Genomic DNA, 13,999 nt, shown 5'->3' on the forward strand with positions numbered 1-13,999 from the left:
ATTGCATTGCACAATGATGACGAAAAATTAAATTTTAGTGATATTTTCTAAAATGCAACCGTTTGCGCTTGCAAGATAATATTTTTTGATATAAAATAAAGGCGGTTTCATTTTTAAGCTTCAGATAAGTATGAGCTTATTTAAGAAAAAAGGAGAAAATGATGTTTTCAAATCAAAAAACAAATCAAACGAACCCCCATTTCAGGACGTGGAAATCGGGAAAAAGATGGCTTTTTGCTGCTTCAATTCTTGCCACATTGGTCGGCAGTGCCTTTATTAGTTATCCGAAAGTCGAAGCTTCTACGGTTCAGATTACTTACACTGCGAAGTCAGGGGATCCAATCTATCCGACATTGTCAGCATGGGTGTGGGGGACAGGGACAAGTTCAGATAATTCCTGGACCACCTTAAAAAATGTAGCTGGGACAGAAAATTACACGGCTACGATTTCTGGGGTGTCAAGCTCTGGAGCTGGGATGACTTTGGTCAAAAAACAAGGCGACTGGAGCACCCAAATCAAAGATGCGACTGGCGGAACGAACATTAATCTCTCAGCGACAGAGACACAATCAGAGCTGATTCATATCACGGGAGATAATGTCGTTACTTCTGATGAAAAATTTACCATCCCTACGATTAAAGTCCCAACGATTTCAAATGCAACCGTTGATACACCACTTGACTTAACAGCAACAGTATCAAATCCAGACCAACTCCCAAGTTTAGAAGGACTTAAAGTTGAAGTAAATGGGGTGCTGATCAATGATCCTGCTCATTTTATTCCCACAAATCCCGGTGCAATGACGGTTTCTTATCGTTATGAGTACACATTACCGAATAAAACAACGGATACAGCTACGCAATCCATCAGTTTTCAAGTGGCAAAAAGTGATCAAGGCATCTTGAGTGTACCAGCCAATCAAACCTTATCTATCCTTGCAGGAAAAACAACTCAAACCTTTCATCCAACCGCACTCAAAGATTCATTAGGAAATGAAACGACAGTGCAACTGCTTGATGCTGCAAATCAAGTGATCACACCAAAGGCAGACGGAAGTTATGAGTTAACCTCAGGCACTTATCGTGTTGTTTACACAGGAAAAAATACTGCTCCTGAGCGTGTCACGCAAACCATAACAGTCAATCAAGCCCCTGCTACCATCACGGTGCATTATTACAATCCAAATGGATATGAAGGATGGAACATGTGGAAGTGGGTTGACGACAATAATGGTGCAGGAAATACTGCACCAGCGTCAAGTCCAACGTTTTCTGGAACCCAAACTGCTCAAGATGGTACAGTTTGGGATACAGCGCAGCTCATTTATGATACGAGTGGAACAGCAGGCAATGCGACAGCGCCGTTTAATTCAGTCAGTTTGATTATTCGTCAAAGCATCAATGGAAATGATTGGGCGAATCAAACGCAAAATCTTGTTTTTGCACCAAATGAAGATGGATCACCAAAAGATATTTATGTGGTTTCTGGAGATAACACACACATTTATTCTACAGAACAAGAGGCAATGGCTGCATACAAAAAAGCACAAGAAATTGTCACTATGGATTGGAAGGCTTTTGATGCTCACTATGCGTATGAGGGCACTTTAGGAAGTTTTTATTCTAAAGCAAGTACGACCTTTAAGGTCTGGGCTCCAACAACAGATGTCACAGGAGTTACAAAGGTGCAACTCATTGATTATGGGATTTCTACACTTACAGATAAGGATTTGGATCTGAGACCAGCTCGCGTTATTGAGATGACACAAGGAACGACCCAAAGCACTGATTTGAGCAAAAATACGATCGGACTTTGGACGACTGTTGTTTCTGGTGACATGAAAAATCATGTTTATACTTATCGTGTGACTTATGCTGATGGTTCTGTCAAAGAAACCCAAGATCCCTATTCTACTGCTGTGATTGTGAATGGGCATCGCTCTGTTGTGATTGATCCCAATGAGACCATTCCTGAGCATTTTAAAGTTGTCCAAGGGGCACAAGCCACTTGGCGTGTTTCTGATCCGACAAAAGCCATCATTCAAGAGATGAATGTTCGTGATTTTACGATTTCAAAAACTTCGGGTGTGGCATCAAATCAGAAAGGAAAATATTTGGGGGTGATTCAATCCGGCACTAAAAATTCGGCTGGAGCGTCAACGGGTCTTGATTATCTGAAAAAACTGGGTGTGAATTATGTGCAAATCATGCCTGCTGCTGACTTTGCCTCTGTAGATGAAACAGGCGCAGGACAGCAACAAAACTGGGGATACGATCCGGAAAATTATAATGTTCCAGAAGGATCTTTTTCGACGGATGCTGCAAATCCTGTGACACGAATTACTGAATTTAAAACGATGGTTCAAGGGTTACATGATGCAGGACTTGGCGTCATTATGGATGTGGTTTATCCCCACCAAGCGAATCAATCGCTCTCACCTTTCCAAATCATGGCGCCAAATTATTATTTCCGCCTTTCCAATGGTTCTGGTTGCGGAAATGATACCGCAAGTGAGCGAGAAATGTATTCAAATTATATTGTGAATTCTGTATTATATTGGGTCAATACGTATGATGTTGATGGCTTTAGATTTGATCAAATGATGCAGATTGATACAGGAACAATGAATAAAATTCGTGAAAAATTATCCCAGATTGATCCAAATATCATTCTTTATGGTGAGGGCTGGAATGGGGGAACAACGGCCTTACCAGAGAACGAAAAATCAAATCAAGATAATATTCAAAAAATTCCTGGTGTGGGTGTTTTTAATGATATTGCCCGTGATGCCATCAAAGGCTCTGATGTTTACAGTCAAACTGATCCAAAAACTGGATTTGTTAATGGTCAAACGGGAAATAGTGTCTTTACGGATACAGAAGCTGCCGTAGCTAATGTTATCACAGGGACACACACAAGTAGTGAAGATAAAAAAATCTCGGCATTGACGCCGTCACAAATCATGAATTTTATTGAAGTTCACGATAACGCAACGTTAAATGATTTGATTTGGAAAGAAAATCCCAAAGATGATCAAGCCACACATGATGCCAGAGTTAATCTTGCGAATGCAATTAATCTTTTAGCTCAGGGCGTTCCGGTTATTGAAACAGGACAGGAATTTGATCGAACGAAAGTTGTAGACAGTAATGGTAATGGAGTCATTGATCAAGATGAATTTAATGCTGCTGCAAATTCGTATAATACAGGAGATACGGCAAATGAAATCAATTGGGATTTGCTTTCAGCTCATGCTGATATGGTTGATTTTATCCAAAGTGTCATTGCTTTTAGAAAGGCACATCCTGCCTTTCAACTGACCAGTTATAATGCGATTAGCCAACACGTTAAAATCACCAACGCTGCTGCTGGATCAGGTGTTATTACTTATGAAGTCACTGAAAATGGAATCAAATATCTTGTCATTTATAATGCTACTGACAAGGCCATTCATCTTGGGAAATCTGGAACTTACTATACTGCAACCGATTTTTCAGATGCGCTGGTTGAAATCTCTGATTCATCCAATTTATCAGTAGGTCAAACGTTACACACCGCAACAGTGAGTGTCAATGCTCTGTCGGCAACAATTCTCCGATTGACTCCAGAAAAAGTGCCAGTCTTGACTCCGCCAAATTCGTCAGTACTGACAAAAAATCCAGTGCGTCATACAGCTTTAAAAAAAGGCCAGGTTAATCCGAGTGTCAGCGCTGTCACGTTAAAAAATGAAGGCCAGGGCGTTAAAGCATTGCCACTTCAAGAAAAAATTCTGCCAAAAACAGGCAGCGAAGATCAAAGTGCGTTAAGTGTGTTTGGTGTGGCGATTTTGTCACTGCTTGGCGTGACTTTAGGACTTAAAAAACGGCAGGAATGATAAAAAATGTGCAATAAGGATAGAAAAAATGTGCAGATTGATCATTGCACAAAGAAAACGGTTGCAGTACAATTGGATTATCATAAGAAAACATGGAGAAATAGAAAATGACAACACTTAGTCTTGAAAAAATTTACAAAAAATATCCTAATGCGACGCAATATGCCGTTGAGGATTTCAACATTGACATCAAAGATAAAGAATTTATCGTTTTTGTTGGTCCTTCAGGATGTGGGAAATCAACGACATTGCGGATGGTTGCTGGACTTGAAGACATCACAGAAGGTGAATTTAAGATTGATGGAAAAGTGATGAATGATGTTGCACCTAAAGATCGTGATATCGCGATGGTTTTCCAAAACTACGCATTGTACCCACACATGACTGTATTTGATAATATGGCTTTTGGATTGAAGTTGCGCAAGTTTAAAAAAGATGACATCAAAAAACGAGTGGATGAAGCAGCAGCGATTCTTGGATTGACAGATATGCTTGATCGTAAACCTGCAGATTTATCAGGTGGACAACGCCAACGTGTTGCAATGGGACGTGCGATTGTCCGTGATGCGAAAGTCTTTTTGATGGATGAACCACTCTCAAACTTAGATGCTAAACTTCGTGTATCTATGCGGACTGAAATTGCTAAAATTCACCGTCGTATCGGAGCTACAACCATCTATGTTACTCACGACCAAACAGAAGCAATGACACTTGCTGACCGGATTGTCATCATGTCCTCCACACCAAATTCAGATAAAACAGGAACAGTTGGACGTGTGGAGCAAATCGGATCTCCACAAGAACTTTATAACGAACCTGCAAATAAATTCGTCGCTGGATTTATCGGAAGTCCTGCCATGAATTTCTTTAATGTCACAGTATCTGGCAATAAATTGGTCAATGCTGAAGGGATTAATATTGACCTTCCAGAAGGCAAACAAAAATTGCTCAAAGATGCTGGTTATGATGGAAAAGCAGTTATTCTTGGCATTCGTCCAGAAGATGTACAATCTAGCAATCTTGCAATGGAAGCTTATCCAAATCAAAATGTCGAAGCAGAAGTGGTGGTTTCTGAATTGCTTGGTGCTGAAACAATGCTTTATTTAAAGACCGGGTCAGCTGAATTTGTCTCCCGTGTTGAGGCGCGTGATTTCCGTAATCCAGGTGAAAAAATCACTGTGGCACTCAACCTAAGTAAAGCACACTTCTTTGATGTAGAAACAGAAAAACGCATTCACGAATAAGAAGTTCCCTCACGTTTTCCTCTTAATGAGTTCTGTCAGTACTGACAGAACTTTTTTCATTTTGTAAAAGTTAATTGACACTGTGTTGGGTAATTATTTTGGAAGAAAAATGTTAAAATAGAAGCAGTCAAAATTTATAATAAACGCAAAGCGCTTGATTTGTTTCACTTCACTTCACTAGTCTTGAGTACAGAAAATTCATCGACACCGTTTTTTCTGATAAATAGATCAAATAATTGCTCTGCAAAAAGGATTATAAAATGTCAGAACAAAAAACAATGGATGGAAACATGGCTGCTGCACACGTGGCGTATGCTTTTTCAGAAATCGCTGTGGTTTATCCCATCACACCAAGTTCTCCGATGGCGGATAATGTTGATGATTGGGCGACAGCAGGACGTAAAAATATTTGGGGACAGCCTGTTAAACTCACGGAATTGCAATCTGAAGCTGGAGCAGCAGGAGCGCTTCATGGTGTTTTGAAAACAGGGAGTTTAGGCACGACATTTACCGCTTCACAAGGACTTCTTTTGATGTTGCCCAACATGTATAAAATGGCGGGAGAATTACTCCCTGCAGTAATTCATGTTGCTGCGCGTGCAGTAGCAGCAGGAGCACTCAATATTTTTGGAGATCAATCGGATGTCATGGCAGCGCGAAGCACTGGTTTTGCGCTGCTTGCAGAATCCTCTGTTCAAGAGGTCATGGATCTGTCTGCTGTGGCGCATTTAGCAGCGCTTGATGGATCACTTCCATTTTTGAACTTTTTTGATGGATTTCGAACGTCTCATGAAATTCAAAAAATTGAGGTACTCGCTTATGAAGATTTAGTCCCCTTAATTCCTCAAGAGAAACTGGAGGCTTTTCGCAAATTGGCGATGAATCCAGATCATCCGAGTGTTTCAGGAACCAACCAAAATGCGGACCTCTATTTTCAGCAGCGTGAAATTGTCAATCGGTATTATGATGCTTTACCTGCGATTGTCGAAAAATACATGGGAAAAATCAACCAACTGCGCGGCACGGACTATGATTTGGTGAATTATTATGGGGATGAACAAGCGACAGAAGTGATTGTAAGTATGGGTTCTGTAGCAGGAACCATCATGCAAACAGTAGATGAATTAAATGCCAATGGAAGAAAAGTTGGATTTTTGAATGTGCATTTGTATCGGCCATTTCCAGCTGAAAAAATACTTGAAAAATTACCTAAAACTGTAAAAAGTGTTGCGGTACTTGATCGGACAAAAGAATCTGGATCAAGTGGAGAGCCTTTATTTTTGGATGTTCAAAATGTGTTGCATGATCGCGCCATCAAAATCAGTGGTGGGAGATACGGCATTGGTGGAAAAGAAACACGTCCAGAACATATCATGGCGGTCTTTTCAGAATTAACCAAAAAAAATCCAAAGCGAAATTTTACGATTGGCATTGTAGATGATGTGACGCATTTGTCTCTTGATGTCAATGAAGTGCTTGATTTGACACCGTCAGAGATTTATCAGGCGAAATTTTGGGGCTTTGGATCAGATGGGACAGTCGGGGCAAATAAAGCTGCAATCAAAATCATTGGAGACCATACCAATCAGTATGTTCAAGGGGCATTTGAGTATGATTCGAAAAAATCAGGAGGATTAACGATCAGTCATTTGCGTTTTGGAAATCAGCCCATTTTATCAGAGTACATGCAAGTAAAAAGTGATTTTATTTCGTGTTCCAATATGACTTATATTCATCGTTATGATCTCATTAAAGGACTTAAAACGGGAGGGATTTTCTTATTAAATACAAGTTGGGATGATGAGAAATTATCTCAGCACTTACCGCCTGCACTTAAAGCTGCACTATTGGATAAAAACATTAAATTCTACCGCATTGATGCAATGAAAATTGCACGTCAAAATGGCTTAGAACGCCGCATTAATACCATCATGCAAGTGGCCTTCTTTAAATTGACGGGGATAATGCCATTTAATGAAGTTTATGATCTGCTCAAAAAAGATGCTCAAAAATACGCTAAAAAATCACCAACAATCGTGAATCAAAATTTGTCTGCAATGGCAGATGCACTCTCAGAGCTTCATCAGGTTGAACTAAGAGAAAGCAAAGATCAAGAAGTGCCAGTTGAGCACATGAAGCGCGAAGTAGCGCATAAAAAATACGTTTTCAATTTCTTGGATCAAGTGAATGCTTTTGAAGGCGATGCATTGTCGGTTGGGAATTTGATTGATAATGGACTTGAGCGGGGAAATTCGCCATTAGGAACAGCAGCGAGTGAAAAAAGAGGAATTGCGCTTGAAGTGCCGCAATGGAATGCACAAGCGTGTATTCAATGTAATGAATGTGCGTTTGTCTGTCCACATGCTGCGATTCGACCATTTTTGGTGGATGAAGAGGAGTGGAATACTGCACCAGAAGGCTTTAAAGTGATGGATTTTAAAAATGCACAAGGGTTGAGTTATCGCATTCAGGTTTCTGTTGAGGATTGTACTGGATGTGGACTTTGTGTTGAGGCGTGTCCTAAAAAAGGAGAAGCTTTAAAGATGATGCCGTATGAGAGTCAAAAAGACCAAGCGATTCAGTGGGCTTTTGCGATGACTTTAAAAGCAAAAGATAATCCATTAGCCAACCGTTTGACACCGAGCAGCACACAATTTAATCAACCGTTGTTTGAATTTTCAGGCGCATGTTCAGGCTGTGGTGAAACGCCGTACATCAAGCTTTTGACGCAAATGTTTGGAGATCGGATGATGATTTCAAACGCAACAGGGTGCAGCTCAATTTATGGAGGGACACAGGCAACGCCGTACACGACAAACGATGCAGGACACGGTCCTGCATGGTCAAATTCATTGTTTGAAGATAATGCAGAATATGGCTATGGCATGTATTTATCCTCTGTCAATCGGCGTCAAAAATTGGCAGGAGAAGTCTTGTCAGCACTGACAGAAATGTCAAGTGACCTTCAAGAACTTGCAAAAGATTGGGTCGAACACGTGTTTGATTCCAACGGAACGCGCGCACGTGCTGAGAAAATGAAAGCACTCCTTGAGCGCGAAAAAAATCATTCGTCAGCACTGACAGAAATTTACCAGCAAAGCGATCAATTTGTCAAACCCAGTCAATGGATTTTTGGTGGTGATGGTTGGGCGTATGACATCGGATTTGGTGGACTTGACCACGTGATTGCATCAGGAGCAGATGTCAATATTCTGGTGATGGATAATGAAGTTTATGCAAACACCGGAGGACAAGTTTCAAAAGCCACGCCAGCGAGTGCGATTGCTCAATTCGCTTCTGGTGGAAAAGCGAGTGCAAAAAAGGATTTAGGAGCGATGGCGATGACTTATGGCAATGTATATGTCGCACAAATTGCCTCAGGCGCAAATATGATGCAGACCATCAAAGCTTTTGAAGAAGCTGAAAAACATCAAGGTCCAAGTTTAATTATCGCTTATACGCCGTGTATTTCTCATGGCCTTTACGAAGGCATGCACAAGGTACTTGATGAGGCAAAATCTGCTGTCAATAGTGGCTATTGGCAACTTTATCGCTACAATCCAGCACTTGAAGAAGCGGGAAAAAATCCATTTTCATTGGATTTTAAGCGCCCAGATTTTAGTCAAATTCACCCATTTTTGCTTCAACAGGCCCGATTTGGAAATCTCGCAAAAGTGGACCACACTCACGCTGAAGCACTTTATGAGAAAGCAGCAATAGATTCACGCCAGCGATTTTTGAGATATGCAAGAATGTCTGGAGACGCAGACAAATTTATTGAACGCGAAGCGAAAACTGCAAGCAAAAATGATGCTGTCAGCACTGACAAAACACCGATAAAGCGAGAACGCAAAAGTGATCCAGAGCGAGAAGCAAGACGTGCAGCGAGACGTGCTCAAAAAGCGACAAAAACAACGCAATCCTAACGCATTGCGGACAGTTAAAATAGATCTGAAGGATCTATTTTTTTGTCAGTACTGACAGAATTTGTAAAACGCGCAGTACATCAATTAATAAAACGGTTTCAAAATTGCGGGAAATTTGGAATCCTATTCACCTAGTCAGCACTTAGATCGTAATTTTGGTATAATAAATGAAGAAACAAAAAACTGAAGGAGGGGAAAATTTGAACGATTTAAATCAATTTTTTGACCCTAATTTTTGGCATAAAATTTTTGAATTAAATGAATCTCCCGCACGACTTGCTATTGCTGTCGTTGATATTGCGATTGTCAGCTTCTTTTTATACATGGGGATTCGTTATGTCCAAGGGACGAAGTTGATGACTTTGGTGCGCGGCGTGATCATCTTTCTTTTCATCAAGGTGCTCGCTGGTTTTGCTGGATTGACCACCGTTGAGTGGTTGCTAAATCAAGTCATCACGTATGGCGCCATTGCTTGTGTGATCATTTTTCAACCAGAAATCAGGCGTGCTTTAGAGAGTTTGGGAAGGACAACCGCCCTATTTACACCAACCAAAAAAGGAAGTTTGGATGGGCATCTCTCAGCTTACGAAAAATCGTTTGCCTATATGAGTGAGCGAAAAATCGGTGCATTGATTGCGATAGAACAATCTCAAACCCTTGCTGAATTTGTCTCAACGGGGATAAAGCTGGATGCAGATATCACGAGCGAATTAATCATCAATATTTTTATTCCCAATACTCCACTTCACGATGGCGCGGTCATCGTTCAAGGAGACAAAATCGCAGTAACCAGTGCCTATCTTCCGTTGACAGAACGTGCAGGAATTTCAAAACAGTTTGGGACAAGACATCGTGCAGCAATTGGACTTTCAGAAGTCTCTGATGCTTTAATTATTGTTGTTTCAGAAGAAACGGGTGGCATTTCTGTGGCACATAATGGCGAATTTTTTGCAGACCTTTCAAAGGAGCGTTTCCATGACTTTTTAGTTGCTGTTTTGAATAATCCACACCTCAAAAAAGAGAAGGGGGAGAAAAAATGAGGAATAAATTTTTCACATCCAAATTCTTTTATATTCTTACATCGGTTTTTTTTGCCATTGTCCTCTTTTTCAATGCAAATGCGACAGCAGTCAGAAATGATGGAAACACGAGTGGAAATTCAGTATATACTGCGACCGTCACAAATGTTCCAATAGAGTTAAAATATGACAGTAATAAATATTTCGTCTCTACTTCAACCTCAGCTGCAACCGTGCATTTGTCAGGTTATAATCGGCTTCAAATCACAAACGAGACGAGTGAAGACACGAGAAATTTTTATTTATCCATTGATTTAAATCATGCATCTGAAGGAACAAATGCTTATCCAATCAAAGTAGAAGCTCTTCCGAGTGGTGTTAAAGCAGATATCGTTCCTTCAACCATTGAAGTCACCATCGAGCAAAAAGCCGCTCAAGAGTTTAATGTCGTTCCAAAAGTTGATAAAAGTCAAATTCCGACAGGGTACACGGTGAGTTCTATTGAACTCTCAGAGCAATCCGTGAATGTGACTGCAGGAAAACAAAGCATCACGAAAATTCACGCGATCGAAGCAGATTTGCCAAGTGATGCGCTTTTGACCAATAATTTTAATGGAAAAGTCGCCCTTCGCGCGGTTGATGAAAAAGGAAAAACATTGCCTGCGCAGATTTCACCAGCAAACATTCGAATGAAAGTTTATGTTAAACGCCTTTCTAAAGAAGTCCCGATTCGAGTGAATTTAACCGGAACATTAGATCCATCACTCAGTGGGATGGAGACAAGTCTTGCAAGTGATAACGTAAAGATTTTTGGTGAAAAAGCAGCGCTAGATAAAATTTCAGACGTTGTTGCAACTGTCGATATGACTGGCATTAAAGAAAGTAAAAAAGTCAAAGTTTCACTTAAAGCACAAGGTGTGACGGTCTATCCAAACACGATTGAAGTCACATTGACACCGAAAGTGAAAAAATAATTTGAGTTAAAAGTTGATAAAAAGCGACAGCAGTGATACACTAAAAGAGCGTTTTAAAAAATCACAAAACGATTAAAGTTTATGACAAAAAATGAATCATAAATCATGGAGATTAAAAAACAATGGGTAAATATTTTGGAACGGACGGAGTCCGTGGCGAAGCAAATGTGGAATTAACACCAGAAATGGCATTTAAATTAGGGCGGTTTGGTGGATATGTCTTAAGTCAACATGAAACAAAAACGCCAAAAGTGTATGTTGCGCGTGACACACGGATTTCTGGTCAAATGCTTGCGACGAGCTTGATTTCTGGTCTGCTTTCCGTCGGAATCGAAGTGTATGATTTGGGCGTTATTGCAACACCTGGTGTGGCATATCTTGTGAAAAAAGATGGTGCATCAGCAGGTGTCATGATTTCGGCCAGTCATAATCCCGCACTTGATAATGGCATCAAATTCTTTGGGGGAGATGGGTATAAACTTGAAGATTCAAAAGAACTTGAAATTGAAGCTTTGATTGATGCGCCAAAAGATACATTGCCACGGCCATCTGCTGCTGGGTTGGGCATTTTACATGATTATATCGAAGGGGTAAGAAAGTACCAATCTTTCTTAAAAAGCACAGCAGACGGAGATTTTGAAGGATTTAAAGTCGTTTTGGATTGTGCAAATGGAGCATCTTATACCAGTGCGCGTGCAGTATTTGCGGATTTAAATGCAGAACTTAAGGTGATTGGGGAGAATCCAGATGGATTAAACATCAATGTCCATGTTGGTTCAACGCATCCAGAAGCGATGGCGCAAGCTGTCGTTGAAAACGGTGCTGCGATTGGATTGGCATTTGATGGGGATGCGGACCGGTTGATTGCCGCAGATGAAAATGGCACGATTGTCGATGGCGATAAAATCATGTTTATTGTCAGTAAATATTTGAAAAATCAAGGAAAATTAGCCCAAAATACAGTCGTGACGACAGTCATGTCAAATCTTGGTTTTCATTTAGGATTAGAAGCACAAGGGATAAATGCTATTGTGACTGCTGTTGGGGATCGTTATGTGGTCGAAGAAATGAAGAAAAACCATTATAATTTTGGTGGAGAACAATCTGGACACATGATTTTTCTTGATTATAATACAACAGGAGATGGACAACTTTCTGCCATCCAGCTCTTAAAAGTTTTACGAGATACTGGAAAATCGCTCTCAGAACTTGCGCGTGAAGTGACGATTTATCCACAAAAATTAACAAATATCAGAGTGGCAAATAATGCTGCAAAAGACGGTGCTATGGATGTTCCTGCGATTAAAGCTGTTATTTCTGAGATGGAAAATAAAATGAAGGGACAAGGACGTATTCTTGTGCGCCCTTCTGGAACAGAGCCACTTTTGCGGGTCATGGCTGAAGCACCAACGCTTGAAATGGTCAATGAGGTCGTTGATACGATTGCTCAGGTTGTCGAAGAAGAAATTGGAATAAAATCATTTTAAAACTACATTTTTGATTGATATGACTCAAATAAAATGCTAAAATAAGTGTAATCAAAACGAGAAGGAAAATAATGTTTGGATTAGGGAAAAGAAAAGTAATCAAAGTAGATAACGGACTTTATGCGCCTTTTGATGGGGAAGTTTTTGAAATAGAAAAAGTTTCAGATCCCATTTTTTCACAAAAAGTATTGGGAGATGGGATTGCCATTCAACCAGTAAGTAGCGAAGTTTTCGCACCTGTTTCTGGAAAAGTCACTGTACTTCAAGCGCATGCGATTGGGTTTGTCAGAGCTGACGGACTTGAGGTTTTACTCCATTTGGGGATTGATACAGTGGATTTATCAGAAGATGCTTTTCATTTGACGGTCAAAGTCGGAGATGTACTTGAAGGCGGTCAAAAGTGTGGAGAAGTTGATTGGGCAAAAGTTTCAAAAGCCCAATTAGAACAAACTAGCATGATTATTTTTACCAATCGAGTGGGAAAATTGGAGCGTTTTGAGGTCGATTATGGCCCAAGCCTTGCAGGAAATGCAATTGGTGAGGTAAGTGTCAGTCGTTGAAATAAAGGTTTTAAAATTTTTTAGATAAAGAGAGAATCCATATGTTTAAAGCTGTATTATTTGATCTTGATGGCGTCATTACAGACACCGCAGAATACCATTTTCGAGCATGGCAAGCCCTTGCCCAATCCATTGGGATTGACGGCGTTGATCGCGTATTTAATGAGCAACTCAAAGGGGTTTCGCGAGAAGACTCGTTGAAAAAAATATTGGCACTAGGAAACAAAACCGTGTCAGATCAGGAATTTGAGGCGCTTGCAAAGCGTAAAAATGATCAATACGTGCAAATGATTCAAGAAGTATCTCCAGCAGATGTCTATCCTGGAATTTTACAATTATTGAATGATTTACGAGCAAATGGCATTAAAATTGCACTGGCTTCTGCCTCAAAAAATGGGCCATTTTTACTTGAACGCATGGCGCTCACGTCTTATTTTGATGCGATTGCAGATCCAGCTTTAGTGGCGGCATCAAAACCAGCACCTGATATTTTCATTGCAGCAGCACAAGCTGTCGGAGTATCTGGCGCTGAAGCCATTGGTCTTGAGGACTCACAAGCTGGCATACAAGCCATCAAAGCTTCTGGCGCTTTACCCATTGGTGTGGGACGTCCTGAGGATTTGGGGACGGATATTGTTGTCGTTTCTGATACTTCACATTATACGTTTGAATTTTTAAAAAAGGTATGGGAAGAAAAACGCGCTTAAAAATTGGCGCATCTCGTGATGAATTAATGATAAAAAAATTGTCCTTGTGCTCATTTTCGCTTTTTAACGGTGTAAAATGAGTCAATCAAAGACAATTTTTTTCTGTCAGTACTGACAAAAAGTCATTTGTCATGCTTTTGAACTTTTTTAGAACGCAAGTGTTTGAAAATCATTTTCAAAGTGTTTATAATAGAGAAGGAAAGGAAA

Annotated in this window: 8 protein-coding genes; all 8 read left to right on the forward strand. The window is 40.3% G+C overall.

The genetic code is table 11. The features are described 5' to 3' along the window. Positions 1 to 161 precede the first annotated feature (161 nt). The 8 genes from pulA to pgmB all read left to right on the forward strand — a co-directional run bounded on the left by pulA (position 162) and on the right by pgmB (position 13,792). Positions 162 to 3,875 carry a type I pullulanase gene (gene pulA / locus GHI93_RS09365; RefSeq protein WP_170272428.1) on the forward strand — a complete coding sequence of 1,238 codons (3,714 nt, stop codon included), beginning with the start codon at positions 162 to 164 and terminating at the stop codon, positions 3,873 to 3,875. Positions 3,876 to 3,982: 107 nt separating this feature from the next. Continuing rightward, positions 3,983 to 5,119: an ABC transporter ATP-binding protein gene (locus GHI93_RS09370; RefSeq protein WP_153496792.1), complete on the forward strand. Its 1,137-nt coding sequence runs from the start codon at positions 3,983 to 3,985 to the stop codon at positions 5,117 to 5,119. Positions 5,120 to 5,379: 260 nt separating this feature from the next. After that, positions 5,380 to 9,045 (forward strand): pyruvate:ferredoxin (flavodoxin) oxidoreductase, encoded by a 3,666-nt coding sequence (nifJ, locus tag GHI93_RS09375; protein WP_153496793.1) that lies wholly within the window; start codon positions 5,380 to 5,382, stop codon positions 9,043 to 9,045. A gap of 200 nt (positions 9,046 to 9,245) precedes the next feature. Further along, a complete protein-coding gene (gene cdaA, locus GHI93_RS09380; protein ID WP_153496794.1) occupies positions 9,246 to 10,085 on the forward strand; it encodes a diadenylate cyclase CdaA in 840 nt (279 codons plus the stop codon). Then, positions 10,082 to 11,038, forward strand: coding sequence for a CdaR family protein (locus GHI93_RS09385; protein ID WP_153496795.1), 957 nt, complete (start codon positions 10,082 to 10,084; stop codon positions 11,036 to 11,038). The genes cdaA and GHI93_RS09385 overlap by 4 nt, the downstream gene beginning before the upstream one ends. Before the next feature lie 122 nt (positions 11,039 to 11,160). After that, positions 11,161 to 12,525 (forward strand): phosphoglucosamine mutase, encoded by a 1,365-nt coding sequence (glmM, locus tag GHI93_RS09390; RefSeq protein WP_153496796.1) that lies wholly within the window; start codon positions 11,161 to 11,163, stop codon positions 12,523 to 12,525. A 71-nt stretch (positions 12,526 to 12,596) separates the two neighbouring features. Further along, positions 12,597 to 13,085 (forward strand): PTS sugar transporter subunit IIA, encoded by a 489-nt coding sequence (locus GHI93_RS09395; RefSeq protein WP_153496797.1) that lies wholly within the window; start codon positions 12,597 to 12,599, stop codon positions 13,083 to 13,085. A 41-nt stretch (positions 13,086 to 13,126) separates the two neighbouring features. Beyond that, positions 13,127 to 13,792 (forward strand): beta-phosphoglucomutase, encoded by a 666-nt coding sequence (gene pgmB, locus GHI93_RS09400; protein WP_153496798.1) that lies wholly within the window; start codon positions 13,127 to 13,129, stop codon positions 13,790 to 13,792. Positions 13,793 to 13,999: the final 207 nt, after the last annotated feature.

It is taken from the genome of Lactococcus hircilactis (assembly GCF_009601015.1).
GTDB classification, from domain to species: Bacteria; Bacillota; Bacilli; order Lactobacillales; family Streptococcaceae; genus Lactococcus; species Lactococcus hircilactis.

Excerpts from the sequence above, each read along its gene's own strand:
- pulA (WP_170272428.1), top strand. The coding sequence starts at position 162 with ATGTTTTCAAATCAAAAAACAAATCAAACGAACCCCCATTTCAGGACG.
- nifJ (WP_153496793.1), top strand. The coding sequence starts at position 5,380 with ATGTCAGAACAAAAAACAATGGATGGAAACATGGCTGCTGCACACGTG.
- glmM (WP_153496796.1), top strand. The coding sequence starts at position 11,161 with ATGGGTAAATATTTTGGAACGGACGGAGTCCGTGGCGAAGCAAATGTG.
- GHI93_RS09370 (WP_153496792.1), top strand. The coding sequence starts at position 3,983 with ATGACAACACTTAGTCTTGAAAAAATTTACAAAAAATATCCTAATGCG.
- GHI93_RS09395 (WP_153496797.1), top strand. The coding sequence starts at position 12,597 with ATGTTTGGATTAGGGAAAAGAAAAGTAATCAAAGTAGATAACGGACTT.
- GHI93_RS09385 (WP_153496795.1), top strand. The coding sequence starts at position 10,082 with ATGAGGAATAAATTTTTCACATCCAAATTCTTTTATATTCTTACATCG.
- pgmB (WP_153496798.1), top strand. The coding sequence starts at position 13,127 with ATGTTTAAAGCTGTATTATTTGATCTTGATGGCGTCATTACAGACACC.